The sequence below is a fragment of the Streptomyces sp. WAC 01529 genome (assembly GCF_003945545.1).
Classification (GTDB): domain Bacteria; phylum Actinomycetota; class Actinomycetes; order Streptomycetales; family Streptomycetaceae; genus Streptomyces; species Streptomyces anatolicus.
This window is the reverse complement of record NZ_CP029617.1, coordinates 473306-498295: the sequence shown is the minus strand read 5'-3', so window position 1 is coordinate 498295 and position 24990 is coordinate 473306. Positions and strand designations below refer to the sequence as shown.

Annotated in this window: 11 protein-coding genes; 9 read left to right on the top strand and 2 right to left on the bottom strand. The window is 71.8% G+C overall.

Going from position 1 to position 24990, the window contains the following annotated elements:
• Nucleotides 1–4: 4 nt before the first annotated feature.
• The 5 genes from DMA15_RS02080 to DMA15_RS02060 are packed head-to-tail and all read left to right on the top strand — an operon-like array spanning nt 5 to nt 15197.
• The gene (locus DMA15_RS02080) at nt 5–8896 is read left to right on the top strand and encodes a non-ribosomal peptide synthetase (protein WP_125510942.1); all 8892 of its coding nucleotides are present in this window, start codon (nt 5–7) and stop codon (nt 8894–8896) included.
• A gap of 5 nt (nt 8897–8901) precedes the next feature.
• Entirely contained in the window at nt 8902–12723 is a 3822-nt protein-coding gene (locus DMA15_RS02075; protein ID WP_125510941.1) for a non-ribosomal peptide synthetase, read from the top strand.
• The gene (locus tag DMA15_RS02070; RefSeq protein WP_125510940.1) at nt 12720–13472 is read left to right on the top strand and encodes an alpha/beta fold hydrolase; all 753 of its coding nucleotides are present in this window, start codon (nt 12720–12722) and stop codon (nt 13470–13472) included. The genes DMA15_RS02075 and DMA15_RS02070 overlap by 4 nt, the downstream gene beginning before the upstream one ends.
• 25 nt (nt 13473–13497) lie before the next feature.
• Nucleotides 13498–14436, top strand: coding sequence for an ATP-binding cassette domain-containing protein (locus DMA15_RS02065; protein WP_125510939.1), 939 nt, complete (start codon nt 13498–13500; stop codon nt 14434–14436).
• Nucleotides 14433–15197 carry an ABC transporter permease gene (locus DMA15_RS02060; protein ID WP_125510938.1) on the top strand — a complete coding sequence of 255 codons (765 nt, stop codon included), beginning with the start codon at nt 14433–14435 and terminating at the stop codon, nt 15195–15197. The genes DMA15_RS02065 and DMA15_RS02060 overlap by 4 nt, the downstream gene beginning before the upstream one ends.
• On the opposite strand, the gene DMA15_RS02055 is transcribed toward DMA15_RS02060, so the two are convergent.
• Both DMA15_RS02055 and ddaH read right to left on the bottom strand, forming a co-directional pair.
• On the bottom strand, nt 15181–18348 hold the full coding sequence (locus DMA15_RS02055; RefSeq protein ID WP_125510937.1) for a BTAD domain-containing putative transcriptional regulator: 3168 nt from the start codon (nt 18346–18348) through the stop codon (nt 15181–15183). The two genes, DMA15_RS02060 and DMA15_RS02055, sit on opposite strands and share 17 nt — an antisense overlap.
• A gap of 77 nt (nt 18349–18425) precedes the next feature.
• Nucleotides 18426–19244 (bottom strand): dimethylargininase, encoded by an 819-nt coding sequence (gene ddaH, locus DMA15_RS02050; protein WP_206302626.1) that lies wholly within the window; start codon nt 19242–19244, stop codon nt 18426–18428.
• 231 nt (nt 19245–19475) lie between these two features.
• Between ddaH and DMA15_RS02045 the strand changes: the two genes are divergently transcribed.
• The 4 genes from DMA15_RS02045 to DMA15_RS02030 all read left to right on the top strand — a co-directional run bounded on the left by DMA15_RS02045 (nt 19476) and on the right by DMA15_RS02030 (nt 24937).
• Nucleotides 19476–19745: a phosphopantetheine-binding protein gene (locus tag DMA15_RS02045; RefSeq protein WP_125510936.1), complete on the top strand. Its 270-nt coding sequence runs from the start codon at nt 19476–19478 to the stop codon at nt 19743–19745.
• Complete coding sequence (locus DMA15_RS02040) at nt 19742–20992, top strand: cytochrome P450 (RefSeq protein WP_125510935.1); 1251 nt, start codon at nt 19742–19744, stop codon at nt 20990–20992. Before DMA15_RS02045 ends, DMA15_RS02040 begins: the two co-directional genes overlap by 4 nt.
• Nucleotides 20989–21726 carry a thioesterase domain-containing protein gene (locus tag DMA15_RS02035; RefSeq protein WP_125510934.1) on the top strand — a complete coding sequence of 246 codons (738 nt, stop codon included), beginning with the start codon at nt 20989–20991 and terminating at the stop codon, nt 21724–21726. Before DMA15_RS02040 ends, DMA15_RS02035 begins: the two co-directional genes overlap by 4 nt.
• Before the next feature lie 88 nt (nt 21727–21814).
• Nucleotides 21815–24937: a type I polyketide synthase gene (locus DMA15_RS02030; protein ID WP_125510933.1), complete on the top strand. Its 3123-nt coding sequence runs from the start codon at nt 21815–21817 to the stop codon at nt 24935–24937.
• Nucleotides 24938–24990 lie beyond the last annotated feature (53 nt).

Here is a 24990-nt window from a genome sequence, read left to right as displayed (position 1 = left end):
GTCGATGATCCCGTTGTCCTTTGCCCAGCGTCGGATGTGGTTCCTCCACCGTCTGGAAGGCTCGTCCGCGACCTACAACATCCCGTTCGCGCTGCGCCTGGACGGGGAGCTGGACACGGCGGCCCTGGCCGCGGCGGTGACGGACGTCGTCACCCGGCACGAGAGCCTGCGCACCCTGGTCGTCGAGAACGCGGACGGCACACCTGAGCAGCGGATCCTCGCCCCGCAGGAGGCGGACGTCCAGTTCCGGGTGCTCGACGTGGCCGCGGCGGAGCTGGACGACGCGATGAGCGGGGCGGCGAACGAGTGCTTCGACCTGGAGGCCGACCTCCCGCTGCGGACCTTCGTCTTCCGTCTCTCCCCGAAGGAACACGTCCTGACGTTCGTGTTCCACCACATCGCCGCGGACGGGGCGTCGATGGCACCGTTCCTGCGGGACCTGGTGGAGGCCTACACGGCCCGGCACCGCGGGGACGCGCCACAGTGGACGCCCCTGCCGGTGCAGTACAAGGACTACACGCTGTGGCAGCGGCAGCTGCTGGGCGAGGACGGCGACCGCGAGAGCGTCGCCGCGCCGCAGATCGCCTACTGGCGCCGGGAGTTGGCCGAAGTGCCGCAACCGGTGCAGCTGCCGCTGGACCGGCCGCGGCCGGCGGTGGCCGGTTACGACGGCGGCCACGTCGACTTCCTGATGGAACCCGACCTGGTCGCCGGGCTCGGCAAGCTGGCCGCCGAACGCGGTGCCACGGCCCCGATGGTGGTCCAGGCCGCGCTGGCGGTGCTGCTGCAGAAGCTGGGGGCCGGCGAGGACGTGACGATCGGCAGCCCGATCGAGGGCCGCACCGACGAGGCCCTGGCCGACCTGATCGGGTTCTTCGTCAACACCTGGGTGCTGCGCGTCGACCTCGCGAAGAACCCCTCGTTCGGCGATCTGGTGGCGCAGGTCCGGGACAAGGCCCTCGCCGCCTACGACAACCAGGACGTTCCCTTCGAGCGGCTGGTGGAACTGCTCGACCTGGAACGTTCCACCTCCTACCAACCGCTCTTCCAGGTGATGCTCGCCTGGCAGTTCGTGTGGCCGGAGATCGAGATGCCCGGCCTGCGGGCGTCCCTCGCCCCCGCCGGCACCGACACCGCGAAGTTCGACCTGTTCTTCAACATCGTCCCGCAGGCGTCCGGACGCGCCTACGGACGGCTCGAGTACGCGGCGGAACTGTTCGACCACACCACGGCCGTCGACATCGTCGACCGGCTCGTGCGCATCCTGCACCAGGCGGTCGCCGACCCGAGCGTGCGTCTCGGGGACATCGACGTGCTGGCGGCGGGCGAGCGGGAGCGGCTGGTCCGGGAGGTCAACGACACCGCGCGTCGGGTGGCCGCGGACACCCTGCCGGGCGCGTTCGAGGCGCAGGTGGAGCGGGACCCCGACCGCCTGGCGCTCATCGGCGAGCAGGAGAGACTGTCGTACGCGGAGTTCAACCGGCGCGCCAACCAGCTGGCGCACTGGCTGATCGAGCGGGGCGCGGGCCCCGAGCGGCTGGTCGCGGTGCGCGTCCCGCGCTCGGTCGACCTGATGGTGGCGGTCTACGCGGTGGTCAAGGCGGGCGCCGCCTACCTGCCGATCGACACCGACCTGCCCGAGGACCGGGCGCGGCATCTGCTGGAGAGCGCGCAGCCGCTGCTGGTGCTCGACGGCACACTTCCCGAGGTATCGGGCCACCCCACGGTGAACCCGGAGCGGACGCTGTCGCCGGACAACGCGGCGTACGTCATCTACACCTCCGGCTCCACGGGCGGGCCGAAGGGGGTGCAGGTGTCCCACCGGTCGATCATGAACCGGCTGGCGTGGGGCCTCGCCCACTTCGACGTCACGGCCGAGGACCGGGTGCTCCTCAGCACGTCCGCCAGTTTCGACGTGTCCGTGCCGGAGCTCTTCGCGCCCCTGCAGAAGGGCGCCGCCGTGGTGATCGCACGCCCCGACGGCCGCCGCGACCCGGCCTATCTGGCGGAGCTGATCAAGCGGGAGCGGGTGACGGGCGCGGACTTCGTGCCGTCCTTGCTGGAGGTGTTCATCACCGAGCCGGCGGCGAAGGAGTGCACCAGCCTGCGCTGGATGGAAGTCGCGGGCGAGGCGTTCCCGGCCGCGCTGGCCAACAAGGTCTCCGGCGTGCTGCCGGGCTGCGGGGTCCACAACCTCTACGGACCCACCGAGGCGGCGGTGGAGGTCACCGCCTGGCAGCACGTGCCGGGCGCCGACCGGGTGCCCATCGGCGCCCCCGTGTGGAACACCCAGGTGTACGTGCTGGACGTGGCGCTGCGCCCGGTGCCGCCGGGAGTGGCCGGCGAGCTGTACCTCGCCGGTGCCGGGCTCGCCAGGGGCTACCTCGGACAGTCCGCGCTGACCGCGCACCGTTTCGTCGCCTGCCCCTACGGCGAACCCGGCACCCGGATGTACCGCACCGGCGACCTGGCCCGGTGGAACGAGGACGGCCAGGTCGAATACCTCGGCCGCACCGACTTCCAGGTCAAGATCCGCGGCTTCCGCATCGAACTGAGCGAGATCGAGCAGGCGCTGACCGGGCACCCCGGTGTGGCGCAGGCGGCGGTCGTGGTCCGCGAGGAGCAGCCGGGCGACAAGCGTCTCGTGGGCTACGTGGTGCCTGATCCGGGCGCCGCGGTGGCGGACGTGGACGGTCAGGCCGATGAATGGCGCCAGGTCTACGACGCCAGCTACCGCGCCTCCGAGGACCAGGAGTGGGGCGAGGACTTCCAGATGTGGACGTCCTCGTACGACGGTGAACCCATCCCGCGCGAACAGATGCGGGAGTGGCGGGACGCGGCGGTCGCCCAGGTGCTGCGGTACGCGCCACGGCGGGTGCTGGACATCGGGGTGGGCGCCGGCCTGCTGATGGCGAAGATCGTCGGTGAGGTCGACGAGTACTGGGGCACCGACATCTCGGCGCCGGTGGTGGACCGCGTCAGGGCCCAGGCCGAACAGGCGGGCTACGGCGACCGGATACGGCTGAGCGCCCAGGCGGCCGACGATCTGGCCGGGTTGCCGCCCGGCCGGTTCGACACCGTGGTGCTGAACTCGGTGGTCCAGTACTTCCCGAGCGCGGAGTACCTGGACCGGGTCCTGAGCGGGGCCATGGAACTGCTGGCGCCGGGCGGCCGGGTCATCGTCGGTGACGTCCGCAACCTCACGACGCTCCGGCTGCTGCTCACCGCGGTGCAGCGCGCGGCGCACCCGCACGCCTCGTACGAGGATCTGCGGACGCTGGTGGAGAAGGAACTGCTCGCCGAACGAGAACTGGTGGTCGCCCCCGAGTGGTTCACCGAGTGGGCGGCGGACCGCCCCGTCGGCGTCGACATCCGGCTGAAGCCGGGGCAGGCGCACAACGAACTGACCCGGCACCGCTATGAGGTGGTCCTGCACAAGAACCCCGCCGGAGCGCTCGACCTGGCCGACGTGCCCTCGGTGCCCTGGGGCGGCCAGCTGTCCGACCTGCCCGACCTGGGCCAAGTCGAGGAGCGGGTGGGATTCGGCCCGGTGCGGGTGACCGGCATACCCAACGCGCGGCTGGTCGAGGAGACCGCCGTCGCGGTCGCGGCAGGCCTCCTCGACCCCGCGCCCATGCCCGGTCGCCCGGTCGATCCGCGGGAGCTGTCGCGGTGGGCGGGGGAGAACCACCGGGACGCGGTCCTCACCTTGTCCGGCGAGGACGCGCGCTACTTCGACGCGCTGCTGCTGCCCGAGCGGCAGGCCGGGCAGCCGCCCGTCTCGGGCACCTTCGTTCCCGGCGCCGTGGGCCGGCGGGCCCGGGCGAACGCCCCCGCGCTCGCCAAGTCGATCGGCCCCATGCTCGTCGAGCTGCGCGAACACCTCCACGGGTGCCTGCCGGACTACATGGTGCCCACCGCGGTCGTACCGCTGTCGGAGATACCGCTGACCCCGAGCGGGAAGCTGAACCGCAGGGCGCTGCCGCCGCCGGACTACGCGCAGGGCTCGACCGGCCGGGCGCCGCGCAACCAGTGCGAGGAGACCTTCAGCGCGCTCTTCGCCGAAGTGCTCGGCCTGGAACGGGTCGGGATCGACGACGACTTCTTCGCCACGGGCGGGGACAGCATCCGTTCCATCCAGGTCGTCGCGCGGGCCAAGGCGCGGGGCGTGACGGTCAGCACGCGGGAGGTCTTCGAACACCGCACCGTCGCCCGGCTCGCGGAACTCGTCGAAGGACGGGCGGGAGAGGAGGCCGCGACCCTGGCCGAGCTGCCCGGCGGCGGCGTCGGCTGGGCCCCGCTGCCCCCGATGGCGGCGCACGTTCTCGCGCTGGGCGGCGGCCTCGGCCGGTTCTCCATGTCCGGGATGCTCACCCTGCCCGAGGATGTCGACCGGGCGGCGCTGGTCGCGACGGTGCAGGATGTGCTGGACCGCCACGACGTGCTGCGCTCCCGGCTCGACCGGGCCCGATCGGGCCTGTCGATCGCGCCGCCGGGCAGTGTGGACGCCGACGCGCTGCTGCGCGAGGTCCCCCGCGGCGACGCCGACGTGCACGCCGAACTGGACGCCGCCGCGGGCAGACTGGACCCGGACGCGGGCGTCATGGCGCAGTTCGTGTGGTTCACCTCCGGCACGGGTGCGGATCGATTGCTGATCGTCCTGCACCACCTGGTCGTCGACGGGGTCTCGTGGCGCATCCTCGTTCCGGACCTGATCGCGGCGTGGCGGCGCGTCCGGGACGGCCGCGCCCCGGAACCGGCGAGGGCGGGCACCTCGCTGCGCCGGTGGGCGCATGCCTTGGCCGACGAGGCGGCCGACCCGGAGCGGGTCGCGGAACTCCCCGTCTGGCAGCGCGTCCTGGCATCGGACGAGCCCGTGCTCGGAGCGCGCGCGCTGGACCGCACGCGTGATGTCACGGCCACCGTCGACACGGTGCGCGTCCGCGTCCCGGCGGACGTCACCAAGGCGCTGCTCACCACGGTGCCCGCGGTGTTCCGTGGCGGGCCCGACGACGGCCTGCTGGCCGGACTCGCCCTGGCCGTCGCCGACTGGCGCCGCACCCGGGGCCTGGCCGGGTCCTCGACGCTGGTCAGGATGGAAGGGCACGGCCGGGAAGAGCACGTGGTGCCGGGCGCGGACCTGTCGGGCACGGTCGGATGGTTCACTTCGCTCTACCCCGTGCGCCTCGACGTGGCCGGCATCGACGTGGCGGACGCCCTCGCGGGCGGCCCGGGCGCGGGCCGGGCGATCAAGGCCGTCAAGGAACAGCTGCGGGCGGTGCCGGACAACGGCATCGGCTACGGCCTGCTGCGCCACCTCAACCCCGACACCGCCGCCGCGCTGGCCACGGCGCCGGAACCGCAGATCGGCTTCAACTACCTCGGCCGTACCTCCGGGGCCGACATCCCCGAGGAGCTGCGCGGCCTGGGCTGGGGGCCGGACACCACCCACCAGGACCTGATCGCCGCCCCGGACGCCGACATGCCCGTGCTGTCGGCGCTGGAGATCAACGCGGTAGCCACTCCCGGCGAGGACGGCGAGGAACTGACCGCCTACTTCGGCTTTCCGACCGGTGTGCTCTCCCGCGAGGAGGTGACCGAGCTAAGCGAGCTGTGGATCCGGGCGCTCACCGCCCTGGCCCGGCACGCCACAGCACCGGACGCCGGCGGGCTGACCCCGAGCGACGCCCCCCTCGTCGACGTGAGCCAGGAGGAGATCGACACCTGGGAGTCCCGGCTCGGCAGGCTGACCGAGATATGGCCGACCACCCCGACCCAGTCCGGCATCCTGTTCCACTCGCTGCTGGCCGGAACGTCGTTCGACCCGTACCACATACAGCTGGTGTTCCAGCTGTCCGGCGAGGTCGACCCGGAGCGGATGCGCCGGGCCGGGCAGGCACTGCTCGGGCGCTACCCCAACCTCCGTGCCGCGTTCGTCAACCGGGCCGACGGCGAGCAGGTGCAGGTGGTGCCCGCCGACGGGGTGACCCTGCCGTGGCGGTACCTCGACCTCACCGGGGCCGGTGAGGCGGAGCGGACCGAGACCTTCGAGCGGTTCCTCACCGAGGACCGGGCCGCCCACTTCGACGTGGACAGCCCACCCCTGCTACGGCTCGCCCTCGCCGTCCTGGAACCCGGCCGGGCCGAACTCGTGCTCACCGTCCACCACGTGCTGTCCGACGGCTGGTCCGCGCCCCTGCTCATGCGGGACCTGCTGCTGCTCTACGCCTCCCACGGCGAGGAATCCGGCCTGCCCCACACACGCGGCTTCGGCGAGTTCCTGGCCTGGCGCGCGCAGCAGGACCAGGGCGAGGCGGCGCGGGCGTGGGCGGCCGAGCTGGCCGGGGTGGACGAGCCGACCCTGCTCGTGCCGGGAGCGGCGGGCGGTGACGGTCTCGACCAGATCGAGTTCAGCGTCCCGCTCGAGATGTCCGGCGAACTCAACCGGCGCGCCGCCGCGTTGGGCGTCACGATCAACACCCTCGTCCAGGGGGCCTGGGCGCTCCTGCTCGGTCAGCTCACCGGCCGCCAGGACCTGGTGTTCGGCGCCACCGTCTCCGGGCGGCCGCCTGCGGTGGCGGACGTCGAGTCGATGGTGGGGATGTTCATCAACACCCTGCCCGTACGCGTGGAGTACGCGCCGGGCGACACCCTCGCCGAGGTCGTGACCCGGCTCCAGGACCGGCAGGCCGGCCTCATGGAGCACCACCACTACAGCCTCCCGCAGATCCAGCGGTCTCTCGGCCTGCCGGCCCTCTTCGACACGCTGGTGGTCTTCGAGTCCTACCCGGTCGACCGGGAGGGCATCAGCGCCGCCACCGAGGCCGCGGACGGCATCGCCTTCACCGGCCTGCGCCCGACCAACGGCACCCACTACCCACTGGCCCTGATGGCGGCGGCCGAGACGCGCCTGGAGTTCCTCCTCCAGTACACCCCCGGCCTCTTCGACCGGGACACGGTGGAGGCGTACGCGGCCCGGTTCGTGCGCATCCTGGAACAGCTGGCGGCCACCCCCGAACGGAAGGTCGCCCGGCTCGACGTCCTGGAGCCGGCCGAACGCGACCGCCTCCTCGTGGAGTTCAACGACACGGCCGTCCCGACCCCGGACGTGACGATCACCGGGCTCGTCGAGGCCCAGGCGGAGCGGAGCCCCGACGAGCTCGCGCTGATCGCCGAGGACGCGTCGCTCACGTACCGCGAGGTGACCGCCCGGGCCGAGCGCCTGGCGCGCGCACTGGCCGGGCGCGGCGTGGGCCCGGAGTCGGTGGTCGCGGTCTCGCTGCCGCGCACGGCGGACCTGGTGGTCGCCCTGCTCGCGGTCCTGAAGGCCGGTGGGGCGTATCTGCCGGTCGACCCCAGGTATCCCAGCCACCGCCTGGCGTCCATCTTCCAGGAGGCACGGCCGCACCTGGTCCTGACGGACACCGCGACGGCCGCCGTACTGCCGGAGCACGACGCCCCGGACGTCTTCCTCGACGCGCTCGACCTGTCGGCGGACGCCCCGCTCCTCGACCGGCCACTCCACGCGGACCAGTTGGCCTACGTGATGTACACCTCCGGCTCCACGGGCAAGCCCAAGGGCGTCGCCATCACCCACGCGAACGTCGTCAACGGCGTCCTGCGGCTCGCCTCCCGCGTGGGCACGGAGCCGGGCAAACGGCTCCTCGCCGGGACGTCCATCAACTTCGACGTCTCCGCGTTCGAGATCTTCACGACACTCGCCACGGGCGGCGTCGTCGAACTCGTCCCGGACGTCCTGGTGTTGGGCGACCGCAAGGGCTGGAGCGGCGGCGTCATCTCCACCGTGCCGTCCGCCTTCGCCGAGCTGGTCGAGGAGATCTCCGGCCGCACCAGCGTGGAGACGGTCGTCTTCGCCGGGGAGGCCCTGCCCGCGGCGCTCGTCGAGAAGACGCGGGAGGCCTTCCCGGGGGTCCGGGTCGTCAACGCCTACGGGCAGAGCGAGACGTTCTACGCCACCACCTTCACCGTCGACGGCGACCCGCGCGGCTGGACGGGCAGCGCGCCCGTCGGCACCCCGCTCGGCAACATGCGGACCTACGTCCTCGGTCCGGGCCTCGCCCCGGTGCCGCCGGGAGCCGTCGGTGAGCTGTACGTCGGCGGGAACGTGGGCCGCGGCTACCACGGACGCCCCGCGCTGACCGCCGAACGCTTCGTCGCCGACCCGTACGGCCCGCCCGGCGCGCGCGTGTACCGCACCGGCGACCTGGCCCGCCTCAACGACGAGGGCCAACTGGAGTACGTGGGCCGCGGGGACACGCAGGTCAAGGTGCGCGGCTTCCGCGTCGAGCCCGCCGAGGTCGAGGCCGCGCTCACCGCGCACCCCGGCGTCGCGCAGGCCGCCGTCATCGCCCGCGAGGGACGCGGCGGCGGCACCAAGCAGCTGGTGGCGTACGTCGTCCCCGCCGTCACCCTCGGCAGCACGACCACCGACGACCAGCGCGGCCCGCACTCGAAGGAGCTGCACGCCTTCGTCTCGGAGCGGCTGCCGGACTTCATGGTGCCGTCCGCCTTCGTGACCCTCGACCGGCTGCCCCTGGCCCCGAACGGCAAGCTCGACCGGGGCGCACTGCCCGAACCGGAGTACACCACCGCCCCCTACCGGGCCCCCCGCACCCCCCGCGAGGAGACCCTGGCCGAACTCTTCGCCGAGGTGCTCGGCGTGGACCGGGTCGGCATCGACGACGGCTTCTTCGAGCTCGGCGGGCACTCCCTGCTCGCCACCCGGCTGATCAGCCGCGCCCGTGCCGAACTGGCGATAGAGATACCCATCCGCAAGATCTTCGACCTGCCGACAGTGGCCGCGCTCGCCGCGTGGACGGCGGAATCGGCTGCTCCGCGCCGACCCGGCCTGCGCAAGATGTTCGTAGAGGAGTAACAGCGATGATTCCGCTTTCAGCCGCACAACGCCGTATGTGGATTCTGCACCAGATGGAGGGCGGGTCGGAGAACTGGAACATGCCGGCGGCCATCCGGCTGACCGGATCCCTGGACCAGGCGGCCCTCACCGCGGCGATCCGCGACGTGGTCGACCGCCACGAGATCCTGCGCACGGTCTACGCGACGGACGACGACGGGGAACTCCACCAGCGGATCCTGCCGACGGCGCAGGCCACGCCGGAGGTGGCGGTGGCCGAGGTGGCGCCCGAGGACGTGTCCGGCGCGGTCGACAAGGCCATCGCGTACCGCTTCGACCTGGCGGCCGAACCCCCGGTGCAGGTGCGCCTGTTCCGCATCTCTCCCGAGGAACACGTGCTCGTCCTGGTCATCCACCACATCGCCACGGACGGCAGCTCGGGCGCGCCGCTGGCACGGGACCTCGCCGCGGCCTACACCGCCCGCAGGGAGGGCCGGGCTCCGCAGTGGGAGCCGCTGCCCGTGCAGTACAAGGACTACACGATGTGGCAGCGCGAGGTGCTCGGCGATGCCTCGGACCCGGACAGTCTCGCCGCGACGCAGATCGAGTACTGGCGCGAGGAACTGGCCGGAGTGCCGCAGCCGTTGAACCTGCCGCTGGACCGCCCGCGGCCCGCGGAGACGAAAGGGCGCGGGGCCACCGTGGGGCTCGTCGTGGAGCCGGAGGTGGCGGCCGGGCTGCAGAAGGTGGCCGACGGGCGTGGATCGACCATGTCGATGGTCCTGCACGCCGGGCTCGCGGTGCTGCTGCGCAAGCTCGGCGGCGGTGACGACGTGACGATCGGCAGCTCGATCGCCGGGCGGACCGACGAGGCGCTGAACGATCTGGTCGGGTTCTTCGTCAACACCCAGGTGCTCCGGGTGGACCTCTCCGGTGACCCCGCGTTCACCGATCTGCTCGCCCAGGTGCGGGACAAGGCGCTGGCGGCCTACGAACACCAGGACGTGCCCTTCGACATGCTGGTCGAGGCGATCAATCCCGAACGCTCGGCCGCGTACCAGCCGCTGTTCCAGGTGATGCTCGGCCTCCAGAACTACGAGCGGCCGGAGCTGGAACTCCCCGGCCTCACCCTGGCGGTCGAGCCGGCCACCGCGTCGGCCTCCAAGGTCGACCTCTTCTTCAATCTCGTCGCCGACGACTCCGGGGCGCTGCGGGGCGACATCCTGTACGCGACCGACCTGTTCGACCGGGAGACGGTCGAGGCCATCGCCGCGCGGTTCGTGCGCGTTCTGGAGCAGGTGGCCGCCGACCCGGACATGTGCGTCGGGGACGTCGACGTGCTGCTGGCGGGGGAGTGGCAGCGGATGGTGGCCGAGGTGAACGACACCGCCGAGCCCTCGCTGGAGGGCGGTCTTGTCGCGGAGTTGCGCGAGCAGGCAGAGGCGACACCGGAGGCGGTCGCCGTCATCGGCGACGACGAGTCGGTCACCTACCGGGAGCTGGACACACGGTCGAACAGGCTGGCCCACTGGCTGGTCGACCAGGGTGTGCGGGCGGAGTCGCGGGTCGCCGTGTGCCTGCCCCGCACCGTGGACCTGGTCGTGGCGCTGCTGGCGGTGCTGAAGGCCGGGGGAGCCTGCGTTCCGGTGGACCCGGACGACCCGCCTGCCCGGATCGACCGCATCCTTGAGCACGCGCAGCCGACGCTCGTGCTGGACGCGGACACGCCGGCCGGGAGGGACACGGCGGGGTACCCGGACACGGCGCCGGAGGTGGTCGTCCGGCCCGAGAACACCCAGTACGTCAGCTACACGACGGAGTCGACGGACGAGCCGAGGGGTGTGGCCGTCCCGCGCGCTGCCGTGGCCAACTACCTGGCCACCATGCGGCGCCGGTTCCCGCTGACGTCCGAGGACCGGATGCTGTTCGCCACCACCGTGGCGCTCGACACGGCCGGCACCGAGCTGTACCTGCCGCTCATCACCGGCGCGACCGTGGTGGTGGCGGGTGGAGGGACCGTCGACGACATGTCGGCCGTGGCGGAGCTGCTGCGCCGCCACGAGGTCACGGCGGTGCAGGCCACGCCCGGCTTCTGGCAGACGCTGTCGATGCGTGAGCCGCACGCCGCCAACGGTCTGAGGATCATCGTCGGCGGGGAGACCCTGCCGGCGCGGCTCGCCAGGATCCTGGCGAAGCAGGCCGCCGAGGTGTTCCACATGTACGGCCCGACCGAGACGACCGCGTGGTGCACCGAGGCGCGCGTACGGGTAGGGGCGGGGGCGCCGATCGGGCTGCCCGTCGGGAACACCCGGGTGTACGTGCTCGACGGACGGCTGCGTCCGGTGCCGCGCGGGGTGCCCGGTGAGCTCTACGTCGCCGGTGCCGGGGTGGCCCGCGGGTACCGGAACCGGTCGGGGCTGACCGCGGTGCGGTTCGTGGCGTGCCCGTTCGGCCCTGCCGACGGCGGGCGAGGAGGACGGATGTACCGCACCGGGGACCTGGTGCGCTGGGACAGCAACGGCCAGCTGGAGTACGTCGGGCGCACCGATCGCCAGGTGCGGCTCGGGGGGTTCCAGGTCGAGCTGGCGGAGATCGAGCGGGTGCTGGGCGGACATCCCGGTGTGGCGCGGGCGGCGGCCGTGGTGCGCGAGAACCAGGACGGCGCCGAGCGCGTCGTCGGCTATGTGATGCCCGAGCCCGCGGTCGCGGAGGCCGCCGCCGGTGTCCAGGGGCTGCTCGCCGAGGTGTCGGAGCACCTGCGCGGACACCTCCCGCGTCCTGCGGTGCCCTCGGCGGTGATCCCGCTCCCGGAGATCCCGCTGACCCCGGACGGGGACCTCGACCGGGACGCGCTGCCGTCCGAGGACGCGGACACCACGGTCAGCCGGGAGCCGCGCAACTCCCAGGAGGAGCGCATGTGCGCCCTCTTCGCCGACTTGCTCGGCCTTGAGCGGGTCGGCATCGACGACGACTTCTTCGAACTCGGCGGGCACTCGCTCATGGCCACGCGGCTCAGCGCCCGCATCCGCGCCGAGTTCGGCATCGAGGTACCCCTGCGCACGATCATCAAGTACCCGACGGTGGCCGAGTTGGCCGCGCTGCTGCTCGTCGCCTCCTCCGAGGAACTGTCCGATCCGTTCGCCGTCGTGCTGCCGCTGAACAACGATCCGGGTACGGGCAAGCTGCCGCTGTGGTTCCTCCACGGAGGAGGCGGCCTCGGCTGGGCGTTCTTCAGCTTCGTGCTGCACGCGCAGGACAGGCCGGCCTACGCCCTCCAGTCGCGCGGGTGGAACGGCGTGGACAAGCTGGCGGGGTCGGTGGAGGAGATGGTCGAGGACTACGTCGACGAGATGGTGCGGGTCCAGCCGGAAGGGCCCTTCCACCTGATCGGATGGTCCTACGGCGGGACGGTGGTGCAGGCCGTCGCGGAGGCGGTCGACCGGCGCGGGCGCGAGATCGCCTTCGTCGCCATCCTGGACTCCCAGCCGGGCGGCAACTACTTCAAGGAGCTCCACACCGGCAGGACGGTGCAGGACTACCGACAGGAACTGGAGGAACACTTCGGCGAGTACTTCGGCACCGAGAACCGGCAGGAACTGGTGAACGCCATGGCGAGGATCCTGGCCAACAACGCGGCCATCATGATGGATTTCGAATCGCCGGTCTACCGCGGTGATGTGCTGTTCTTCAACGCGACGCTCGAAGAGAATTCGTACGCGCACCTCTGGCGGCCGTACATACTCGGCTCCATCGAAGTGCACGACGTACGGGCCGTGCATCACGAATTGCACATGCCCGGGCCGGTGGCCGAAATCATGGAGGTCATCAACCGCAAGCTCGCGGCATGACCGGGCCCCGGACCACGTTGCTGTGCGTTCCGTTCGCGGGAGCGGGTGCCTCCTTCTTCCACCCGTGGCGGGCATTGGCCGGCGACCGCTGGCCCGTGGTCGCCGTCGAAATGCCCGGCAGGGAGCGGCGGATGCTGGAGACGCCGTACCGCAATGTCGTCGAGGCGGCCGAGAACGAGGTCGAGGGCATCGCGGCGACGCTCGGCGAGGGGGCGCGGGTGGTGCTGTTCGGGCACAGCCTGGGCGCGGTGCTCGCCTACGAACTGACCCACCTGCTGAGCAAGCGCGACGTGCACGTCGAGCGCCTGGTCGTCAGCGGCTCGCCGGGACCGTGGACGCAACGGGAGAGGCGCGCGGCTGGCCTTCCCGACGAGGAGTTCCTCGCCCGGGTCGAGGAGTTCGCGGGCTTCCGGCACCCGGCTCTCGACCACCCGGAGATGCGTGAGCTGATCCTGCCCGTACTGCAGGCCGACTGTGAGATGCACGAGAACTACCTCCCGAGCACCGACGAACCGGTGTCGGTGCCGATCTGCTCGCTGCGGGGCGATTCCGACGGGCTGGTCACCGCGGACGAGGCGCGACAGTGGCGGGACGCGACCACGAGCACCTTCAGTTATGCGGAACTTCCGGGCGATCACATGTACCTGGTCGACCTCGGCCGTGAGGTGCTGGATGTGATCGAGCGTCAAGGACGAAGCGGAGGGGCGCCGGATGTCAGTGGCCGTGTCAGGGACGTGACAGATCGGTGACAGTCGCGGCGAGGACGGTGGACCCATGAGAAGTTCGGCGATCGCAGTCTCTGGACTGCGCAAGGCATATGGCGACAAGGTCGTGCTCGACGGCATCGACTTCGAGGTCGCCGAGGGATCGGTGTTCTCCATGCTCGGCCCCAACGGGGCGGGCAAGACGACGACGGTGAACATCCTGGCGACGCTGCTCAAGGCCGACGCCGGGACGGCGCACGTCGCCGGGCACGACGTGGCGACCGCGACCAAGCAGGTACGCACCGCCATCGGTGTGACCGGGCAGTTCGCCGCGGTGGACGCCCTGCTGACGGGCCGGGAGAACCTGCAGCTGATGGCGGACCTGAAACGCGTCCCCTCCGGTGACCGGACGGTCGCGCAACTGCTCGACCAGTTCGACCTGGTGGAGTTCGCGGACAAGATGACGGCGACCTATTCGGGCGGCATGCGCCGCAAGCTCGACCTGGCGATGACCCTGGTCGGCCGGCCGCGGATCATCTTCCTGGACGAGCCGACCACGGGCCTGGACCCCCGCAGCAGGCGCACGATGTGGGGGATCGTCCGCGATCTGGTGGCCAACGGCACCACCATCTTCCTCACCACCCAGTACCTCGACGAGGCCGACGAGCTGTCCGACCAGATCGTGGTGCTCGACCAGGGCCACCTGGTCGCCGAGGGCACCCCGGCGGAGCTCAAGCGCCAGGTCCCCGGCACCCACGTACGGCTCAGGTTCGCCGACCTCGACGACCTCGACACGGCGGCGCGGATCCTGCCCGGCGCCACCCGGGACGACCAGGAGGTGACCCTGCGGGTGCCCGGCACGGGCGACTCGAAGTCGCTGCGGGCCCTGCTCGACCGGCTCGACGAGCACATGATCAACGCCCAGGAGTTCTCCGTGCACACACCGGACCTCGACGACGTCTTCCTCGCCCTCACCGGGCGGGCGAGCACGAAGGAGGCGGTGAAGTGAGCTCCCTTTCCGAGGCGTTGACCGATTCATCGATCATGTTGCGCCGCAACCTGAAGCACTCCCTGCGCAACCCGATCACGGTGTTCAACGCGCTCCTCATCCCGATCCTCGTCATGCTCATGTTCGTCAAGGTCTTCGGTGGCGCCTTCAGCGTCGGCGACGACTACGTCGACTACGCGACACCGGGAATGCTCGTCATGGGCATCAGCTACGGTCTCGGCGCCACCGCCACCGCCGTGAACGACGACATGACCAAGGGCATCATCAACCGCTTCAAGGCCATGGACGTCTCCCGCGGCGCCGTGCTCACCGGCCACGTCGTCATCACCACGGTGCGCTGTCTGGTGGCCGACGCGGCCATCGTCGCGGTGGCCTTCGCGATGGGCTTCAACCCGACCGCGAGCGCCATGGACTGGCTCGCGGTGTTCGGTCTCGTCGTACTGCTCACCTTCGCGACGAGCTGGTTGACCGTCGCCGTGGGCCTTGCCGCGAAGACCGCCGAGACGGCCGGCCTCGCCGCCGTCCCGCTGATCCTGCTGCCGTTCTTGAGCAGCGCGTTCGTGCCCGCGGAGACGATGGGGGCAGGCGTGCGGCAGTTCGCGGAGTACCAGCCCTTCACCCCGATCATCGAGACGCTGCGCGGGTTGCTCGTGGAGACCGGCCCCTCCAGCGGCGACGCGATCGCGGCCGTCGCCTGGTGCGTCGGGCTCTCTCTCCTCGGCTACGTCTGGGCGCTCACCACCTTCAAGAAGCGAGCGTGACCTCGACCAGCTGAGACCAACTGGCCAATTCCCCCTCCCGAGCCGCCTCGGCGAACCCCGCGTCGCCGAGGCGGCGCCGCGCTGCCCGCTCGATCCGCGCCTCGTCCGGCAGCGAGCGGTCCCGCAGCCCGCGTACGCCCACGCTCGCCGCCAGCAGCCGCGCGGCCTGCTCGTGCTCGTCACGGCGCAGCGCAAGGTCCGCCACCCCGACGAGCACCTGGGCGATCAGCGGCGCGTGTCCCCCCTCGGACGCCGCCGCGCAGGCCGCCGCACGGTGCGCCCGGGCCTCACCGAGGTCCTCGGCGAGATAACCGAGCAGGTCATGGGTGACCGCGCGGATGTTCGCCCGCTCCGCCTCCTCGCCCAGCATGGCCGCCGCGATGCCCAGCTGCCGGTGCGCCTCCCCGGTGTCGCCGGCCCACCGGGCGAGCTCCGCCTCCGACAGGGCCAGCTCGGCCAGCGCGTCCGGCCAGGTCACCCGCTCCGCGCTCCGCCGCGCCTCGGCGATGGCCCTCGCCCCGGCGTCCTCGTCGCCCAGCAGCCAGTACAACTGCGCCTGCCGCGACCGCATCCGGACGACGTCCTCCCGGGCGCCGACCTCGGTGACGACCGCGATCGCCTGCTCGTAATGCTGACACGCGGCGGCGAACTCACCGCGCACGGCGATCCGGTCCGCCAGCTCGGTCAGGGCGAACGAGAGCCCGAACCGTTCGCCGAGTGCCGAGAACTCGGCGAACGCCTCCTTCAGATACGTGTCCGCCTCCCACCCGTCCCGGCCGAGCATGATCCGCATCTTGCCCTGGTGCAGCCGGGCCATCGCGCGCACCCAGGGGTCCTCGTCGTCCAACAGCGGTTCGAACGCGGGCAGGAAGGCGTCGGGCGCCTGGAGCATGCGCTCCAGCGGACCGATGAACTCCAGCACCGGGTGGCGGCGCCGACTGCGCCCGCCGAACCGGTGCGCCTTGTGGATCCACTCCGCGGCCTGGTGTTCGTCGCCGCCCCGCCCGGAACTCATGAACATCGCGAGGAGGGCGTACACCATGGCGCGGACCTCGTCGGTCACCTCGCCGGGCATCCTGATGGCCGTGGTCAGCAGCTCCATGCCCTCGGTCTTGTGGCCGCCGAGCCACCAGTACCAGCCCGCGACCGCCGCGAGCCGCATCGCCGCCTGCGCCTCACCCGCCGCGAGCGCACCCCGCATCGCCGCGCCGATGTTGTCGTGCTCGGTGTCGAGCGTGGCCAGCCAGTCCAGTTGCGCGGCCCGGCGCAGATGCGGCTCCGCGGTCTCGGCGAGCTCGGTGAAGTAGGTCAGGTGCGCGTGGCGCGCGCGGTGCGCCTCCCCGGCCTCCGCGAGCCGGTGCCGCGCGTACTCCTTGATCGTGCCGATCATGCGGTAACGCGGTGCGCCGTGGCCCTCGGCGAGCAGCAGCGACTTCTCGGTCAGCGCGGTGAGCAGTTCGAGCACCTGCTCGGGCTCGACCGCGTCGCCCGCGCAGACCCGTTCGGCCGCCTCCAGGCTCGCTCCGCCGGAGAAGACCGCCAGCCTGCGCAGCACCGTCCGCTCGGCGTTGGTGAGCAGCTCCCAGCTCCAGTCCACCGCCGCGCGCAGCGTCTTGTGGCGCGGCAGCGCGGTGCGGCTGCCGCTGGTCAGCAGGCGGAACCGGTCGTCGAGCCGGTGGCCGAGCTGGTCGACGGACATGGTGCGCAAGCGGGCCGCGGCCAGTTCGATCGCCAGCGGTATCCCGTCCAGCGCCCGGCAGATCCGCGCCGTGGTCGCCAGGGTACGGGCGTCGGCGCCGAGATCCCGGCGCACCGCACCGGCCCGGTCCCGCAGCAGCCGGACGGCGGGCGAGGCCTCGATCTCGTCCGGGCTCGCGTCACCCCCCGGCAGGGCCAGCGGCTCGACCAGCCACAGCGCCTCGCCGGTGATGCCGAGCGGTTCCCGGCTCGTCGCGAGTATCCGCAGCCGCCGGCACTCGCCGAGCACCCGGTGGGCGAAGACCGCCGCCGACTCGATGACGTGCTCGCAGTTGTCCAGGATCAGCAGCGCCTCCCGCTCACGCATCGCGGCGACGAGCCTGTCCATCAGCTCCGCGTTCGGCGCTCCGCCGAGCAGCGAGTCCCGCAGGCCAAGACCGGCGAGCGTGGACTGCGCCACGTCGGCCACGCCGCCGTTCACGCGGACGGCGGCCAGCTCCACCTGCCAGACGCCGTCCGGCACTTCGCCGAGCAGCGTGCGCGCGGTCTCCGCGGCGAGCCGGGTCTTGCCCGAGCCGGCCGGTCCGATCACGGTGGTGAGCCGGTGCTCGGCGACGAGCCCGCGCACGGCGGAGACATCGGCGCCCCTGCCGACGAAGGTGGTCAGCTCGGCGCGGAGATTGGTCCTGCGGTGGGTCTCTCCCTGCCGCAGGTCCCGCGCCAGCTCACCCCGTAACAGCGCCACGTGCAGCGCCGCCAGCTCGGCGGAGGGGTCGGCGCCCAGCGCGTCGGCCAGGGCCTCCCGCGCGCGCTGGTACACCAGCAGCGCCTCGCTGTCCCGGCCGGCCGAGACGAGGGCGCGCATCAGCGCGGCGACGAACCGCTCCCGCACCGGGTGCGCGGCGACCAGGTCGGTCAGCTCGTCGACCATCTCCGGCCCGCGCCCCAGGGCGATCTCCGCCTCGACGCGCTCCTCCGTGGCGGTGAGGCGCAAGGCCGTCAGCCGGCTGACGGCGGCGTCGAAGGCGGCGCTGTCCTGCAGTCCGACGTCCTGCAGGGCCGCGCCGCGCCACAGACCGAGGGCTTCGCCGAGCAGCCGCACCCGCCGGGGACTGTTCTCGGCGCGGGCCCGGCCCGCGGCGACGAGCCGCTCGAACCGCACGGCGTCGACGGCGTCGGGCTCCAGCGTCAGCCGGTAGCCGTCCGTCCTGCCCTCGATCACCCCGTCCGGCAGAACCTTGCGCAGCCGGGAAACCAAGCGCTGAAGGGCGTTCGTCGCATCCGAAGGCGGGTGTTCGCCCCAGATCCAGTCGACGAGTGACGCCTTCGGGAGCGCGTGACCCGTCCTGAGGGCGAGGGCGATCAGCAGCCCGCGCAGTCGCGCGCCCGGCACATCGACCAAGTCACCCTCGTCGGTACGCACTTCAAACGGACCCAGCACCCCGATCTGCACTCTCTGATTCTGTCATGGGCATTTGGCCCTCGCGGTTGTCCCGCCGACAGGACAACCCGGGGCCTCCCCTCGACGCCTCACTCCCGTAGTTCCAGCGTGCAGCACTTGACGCTGCCGCCGGCCTTCAGCAGCTCGGTCAGGTCGGCGCCGACGGGGTGATAGCCGCGCTCGCGCAACCGCGCCGCGAGACCGGTGGCCGCCCGGGGCAGGACGACATTGCGGCCGTCCGACAGCGCGTTGAGGCCGAACACGGCGGCGTCCGCCTCCTCGGCGAGGACGGCGTCCGGGAACCGCTCGGCCAGCACGGCCCGGCTCTCCGCGTCGAACGCCCCCGGGTAGTACATGATCTCCCCCTCTCCGAGCACCGCCAGCGCCGTGTCCAGGTGGTAGAAGCGCGGATCGACCAGGGTCAGGCCGATCACCGGGCGCCCGAAGAACTCGCGCACCTCGTCGTGGGCGCGGGCTTCGGAGCGGAAGCCGGTGCCGGCCAGGATCTCCCCGCCCGTGCAGAGGAAGTCGCCCTCGCCTTCGTTGACGTACTCCGCCTGCCGGACCTCTGACCACCCGCCACGGCCGAACCACTCCAGGTACGCTGCGGACTCGTCCCTGCGCTGGGGATGCCTGAACCGCGCGACGAGCACCTTGCGGTCCACGACGAGGGCGCCGTTCGCGGCGAAGACCATGTCGGGCAGCCCCGGTACGGGCTCGATCAGCCGTACGTCGTGGCCCAGACCGGCGAAGGTGTCGAACAGCCACTTCCACTGGGACAGACCGGTCTGTATCGAGGTCGGGCGGTCCGGGTCCATCCACGGGTTGATCGAGTACGTGACGTCGAAGTACGTGGGGCGGCACATCAGATATTGCCTGGGTGAGGCCTTTCGCTGTTCGTGCGACATCTTTGGTTCCTTCCGTAGCTGTGAGTTCGAGAATTCTTGAACGGTGCCCGGCCGAGAAACGAATAATGCGGCGACGGCAAAGTCAATGCGGCTCCTCCGTCACCCCTTGCGTCGCGTTTCCCGGGCCCTTTACGTTGGCGTGGCGATGCCCCCCTCGGTGCACTGTCGGCGAACACCTCCGGTCAACGGGTGTGTCTCGCCAGCGGGACAGTGGAAAGGAAAAGGCTGGCAATGGAGTCAGAAGCGCAAGCCGCGCCTTCAAGTGCGCCTGAATCGCTCGTGCGGGAGATCTCGGCGCTGTGGGGGGAATACCTCGGGACGCGCGAAGTCGGGGCGGACGACGACTTCTTCGTCCTCGGCGGCAATTCACTGATCGGCATCAAGATCGTCGACCGGGTGACCGAGGACTACGGCGTCGAGCTGTCCGTGCGCGACTTCTACCTGGCGCAGACACCGGCCAAGGTCGCCGCGCTCATCGAACAGGGGAGGACACGGACGTGAGGTTGACGCCGGGTCCCGCACGCGAGATCGACCTCGATCGCGTCGACCTCTTCGACCTGGACCTCTACGCCTCCGGCGATCCGCACCCGGTCTGGGACGCGATGCGCGCGAAGGCACCCCTGCACCACCAAGTCCTGCCCGACGGCCGGGAGTTCTGGTCGGTGACCCGCTATGACGACGTCTGCCGGGTGCTCGGCGACCACCGTGAGTTCACCTCGGAGCGCGGCACGGTGGTGACCCACCTCGGCGTGGACGACGTCGCGGCGGGCAAGCTGATGACCTCCACCGACCCGCCGCGGCACACCCAGGTCCGCAGGGCGATCGGCGCCAGGCTCACCGCGCGGGCGGTCGCCTCCTGGGAGGACCGCATCCGGCAGACGATCGCGCGTTTCCTCCAACCGGCCCTCGAAGGCGGCACCTTCGACCTCGCCGAGCAGGCGCTGCTCCTGCCGGCCATGGTCACCGGCCCACTCCTCGGGATCCCCGAGCGGGACTGGGCCGAACTCGTGCAGCTGACCGCGATGGTGACGGCCCCCTCCGACCCGCACTTCCAGCACGGCAGCGAAGCCGCCACGCTGGCCATCGCCCACCACGAGCTGGTCACCTACGTCACCGAGTGGGTCAAACTGCGCCGGGCGACCGGGGACGCGGACGGCAGCCTCCTCGACCACCTCATGAACGTCCGCGCGGGAGAGGCGCCGCTGACCGACGAGGAGATCGCCCTCGACGGCTACAGCATCCTCCTCGGCGCCAACGTGACGACGCCGCACACCGTCTCCGGCACGGTGCACGCCCTCATCGAACGCCCGGAGCAGTACGCGAAGGCGCAGGCCGACCCGTCGCTGGTCCCGAACCTGGTCGAGGAAGGGCTGCGCTGGACGTCGGCCGCCTGCAACTTCATGCGGTACGCGGTGAGCGACATCCGACTGGGCGGGGGCATGATTCCGGCCCGTGGCGCGGTCGTCGCCTGGATCGGATCGGCCAACCGGGACGAGTCCCAGTTCGCCGATCCGCACCAGTTCGACATCACACGGGACAACGCCAAGCGTCAGGTCGCGTTCGGCTTCGGGCCGCACTTCTGCGTCGGGGCACCGCTCGCCCGCCTGACGCTGCGCGTCTTCTTCGAGGAACTGCTCCAGCGGTGCGGATCGATCGCCCTCGACGGCGAGCCGCGGCATCTGCGGTCGTACTTCATCGCCGGGATGACCCACCTCCCCATCGTCGCCAAGAAACGGATGACGCCATGACATCCGGCTCCCCGCCCGCCGCGTCGCCGTGGTTCGTCCGGCCGCACTCCGCCGACCACCCCGCCCGGCTCTTCTGCTTCCCCTACTCCGGCTCCGGCGCCTCGGCCTTCAGCGCCTGGCCTGCCGCACTCGACGACGTCCAGGTCTGCCCGGTGCAGTTCCCCGGCCGCGAGAACCGGCTGGCCGAACCTCACTACGGCACCTACGAGAACCTCGCCGCCGACCTCATCGGACCACTGAGCCCCCTGCTCGACCGGCCGTTCGCCCTCTTCGGGCACTGTGCGGGTGCGCTGCCCGCCTACGAGACCGCGGTCCGGCTCGCCGAACGGGGCCTGCCCCGGCCTGCCTGCCTCTTCGTGTCGGGCCAGCCGGCCCCGCACGATGCCGCGAGCGACCGGATGCTCACCATGACCGAGTCCGAGCTGCGCGCCGAGTTGGAGTCGGTCATCCGCGGCCGGGGGATCGAACCGAGGCCGGACATGATCGATCTGGGCATGGCCGTGCTGCTCCGCGATCTCGCCGCCGCCCGTGCCTACCGGCGGACCGAGCCGGTCGCGGTGGGCTGCCCCATCGTCGTACTGCACTGGCGGGACGACCCCGACGTGAGCGTCGACCAGCTCGACGGGTGGCGCGCGTACGCGGACTCGGTCGACCTCCTCGTGGTCGACGGCGGCCACCACGACTTCATGAACGCACCGGACGAGCTGCGGAAGTCGCTGACCTCTTGGCGGTGAAGGCAGTGCAGGCAGTAAAGGCAGTGAGGGCGGTGCAGGCGGTGCGGCCCCTGAGCGCCGTACGCCGAGGCAACCGGAAGGAATTCGCATGAGTGGCGAAGCCACCGATATCGCCGTCATCGGGATGTCGTGCCGCTTCCCCGGCGTTCCCGGGCCGGGGGAGTTCTGGCGCCTCCTGCTCGACGGGGAGTCGACCGTCGGAACGTTCCCCGAGCAGCGGGCGGTCCCCTCGAAGCACGCGTCCCACCCGGACGCCGCCACCGTCCGCGCGGGTTCGTTCTTCGACGCCGTCGACGGGTTCGACGCGGAGTTCTTCGGAACGGGTCCGGCGGAGGCGGCGGCCATGGACCCCGTACAGCGACTGGGGCTGGAACTCGCCTGGGAGGCGGTCGAAGACGCCCGGATCACGGCGACCTCGCTCGCGGGCCGCGAGATCGACGTGCTGGTCGGCGCCGCGTCCTCCGGATACGACGTGCTGCGCACGCTGTCCGGCAGCGACCGGGACGACCACTACGCCGCGCTCGGTTCGAGCGGCGCGCTGATCGCGAACCGGATATCGAGCCTCTTCGACGTCCGCGGCATGAGTTTCTGCGCGGATTCGGGCCAGTCCTCGTCGCTCGTGGCGCTGGCGCTGGCATGCGACCGCATACGCGGCGGCGCGGTCGACATGGCGATCGCGGGCGGGGTGAACCTGATCGTCGACCCGGAAGCGGGACTCGGCATGGCCAATCTGGGCGCCCTGTCGCCCGACGGCCGCTGCTTCACCTTCGACGAACGCGCCAGCGGCTTCGTCCGAGGCGAGGGCGGGGGATTCGTCCTGCTCAAGCGGCGGGACCTCGCCGTCGCCGACGGTGATCACATCTACGCGGTGGTCCGCGGCTGGAGCGTCGGCAGCGGTGGCGCGACCTCCCGGATGCCGGACCCCAGCCCCGGCGCGCAGGCGGCGACCGCGCTGGCCGCGCTGCGACGCGCGGGCGTTCCGTTCGACGACATCGACTACGTGGAGGCCCACGGCACCGGCACCCGGCTCGGCGATCCCGCCGAGATATCCGGGCTGCGCGAGGTCTTCCGGGAGACCGGCCGCGGCCGCCCCCTGGCGATCGGTTCCGTGAAGACGAATGTCGGGCACCTGGAGCCGGCCGCGGGAATCGTCGGCTTCATAAAGGCGGCGCTCTGTGTGGACCGCGCCCAGCTGGTCCCGAGCCTGAACTTCCGCTCCCCGAACCCCGCCATCCCGGACTTCCGGGAGGACTTCGAGGTCCTTGACGCCGCTCGTCCCTGGCCGGGCGTGCCGGACCGGCCGCGGCGGGCAGGGGTGTCGGCGTTCGGAATGGGCGGCACGCACGCGCACGTGATCCTGGAGCAGGCTCCCGAGAAGCGGACAGGGCCCGATACCGCGGGGGAGTCCTCCGCGAGCGCTTTCGGGGTGGCGCCGTGGGTGCTCTCGGCGCGGTCGGAACCGGCTCTGCGGGAGCAGGCGGCGCGGTTGCGGGAGTTCGTGGCAGCCGACGCATCGGTGTCGGCGGCCGACGTGGGCCATTCGCTGGTGGCGGCGCGGACGCTGTTCGAGCACCGGGCGGTGGTGCTCGGCGGCGGCCGGACGGAGTCCTTGGCGGCCCTGGCGGAGGTGGCGGTGGGCAGCGGCTCGGCGCGGGTGGTGCGCGGGGTGGCCGAGGGGCCGGTGGGCCCGGTCGTCTTCGTCTTCCCCGGCCAGGGGTCGCAGTGGACGGGCATGGGAAGGCGGCTGTACGCGGAGTCGGAGACCTTCGCGCGCGGCATCGACGAGTGCGCGCGAGCTCTTGAGCCGTGGGTGGACTGGTCGCTGGTGGACGTGGTCACCGGCGCGGAGTCGGCACCGTCGCTGGAACGGGGCGACGACGTGGTGCAGCCTGCGCTCTTCGCCATGATGGTCTCCCTCGCCCGGGTGTGGCGGTCGCTGGGGGTGGTCCCCGACGCGGTGGTGGGGCACTCGCAGGGAGAGATCGCCGCCGCCTGCGTGGCGGGTGCGCTTCCGCTGGAGGACGCGGCGCGGATCGTCGCCCTGCGCAGCCGGGCCCTGACCGACCTGGCCGGTCTGGGCGGGTTGAACGCGGTGTCCGCGCCCCTCTCCTGGGTCGAGGAGCGGCTGGGGCGGTGGCCCGGGCGGCTCTGCGTGGGCGCGGTCAACGGCCCTTCGTCCGTGGTGATCTCCGGGGATCTCGCGGCACTGGACGAGTTCGCCGCGATGGCGACCGGTGACGGTGTCCGCGTACGCCGCGTCAAGATCGAGTACGCGTCCCACTCCCACCAGGTCGAGCGCATCCGTGACCGGGTGCTCGAGGCCGCCGCGGATCTCTCCCCGGAGCGGACAGCGGTGGAGTTCCACTCCACGGTCACCGGGGGACTGCTCGACACGCGCAGGCTCGACGGATCGTACTGGTACGACAATCTGCGCTCGCCGGTACGTTTCGGCGAGGTGGTCGAAAACCTGATGCGTACCCGCGGCGGGGTCTTCGTGGAGGTCAGCCCGCATCCGGTGCTCGCGGTGGCGATGGAGGAGACCGCCGACGCGCTGGCGCTCTCGCCGGTGGTGGCGGGCACCCTGCACAAGGATGACGGAAGCGCGCGCAAGATCGTCACCTCGCTGGCCGAACTGCACGTGCGGGGTGTGCCGGTGAACTGGGCGGAGGTGTACGCCGCGGACCGGCCGCGCCGGGTCGGTCTGCCGACCTACGCGTTCCAGCGGCAGCGGTACTGGCTGACGGCGCCCGATGACACCGGCGCCACGGGGCCCTCCGCGCAGGCGAGCGGCACGGGCACGCAGCGGCCGGCTGCCACCGGTACCCGGGCGGCGGACCTGACTCCGCAGGCGGTCCTGACTCCGCAGGCGGTCCTCGACCTCGTCTTCGCCGAAACGGCAGCGGTGTTGAACAGCGCGGACGCGGAGCTGACGGGCGCCGATCTCGCGGCGAGGCCCACCGAGACCTTCAAGGATCTGGGCTTCGACTCCTCGATGGCGGTGCGTCTGCGCAACCGGCTCACCGCCACGGCCGGAGTGCGGCTCCCGGCCACCGTCGCGTTCTCGTACCCCACTCCGCGGGCGCTCGCGGGCCACATCTGCGCCCGTCTCGAACCGGAGGCACCCGATGCTCCGGAAACGGTGAGGGAAGCGAGCCCGGAGAGCCGGACTGACGACGAATTGTACGAATTGATCGACCGCGGATACGCGTGAGACCGCACCGCTGACACCGCAGCACCGCCCGTACGTCCAAGCAACAACCGTTG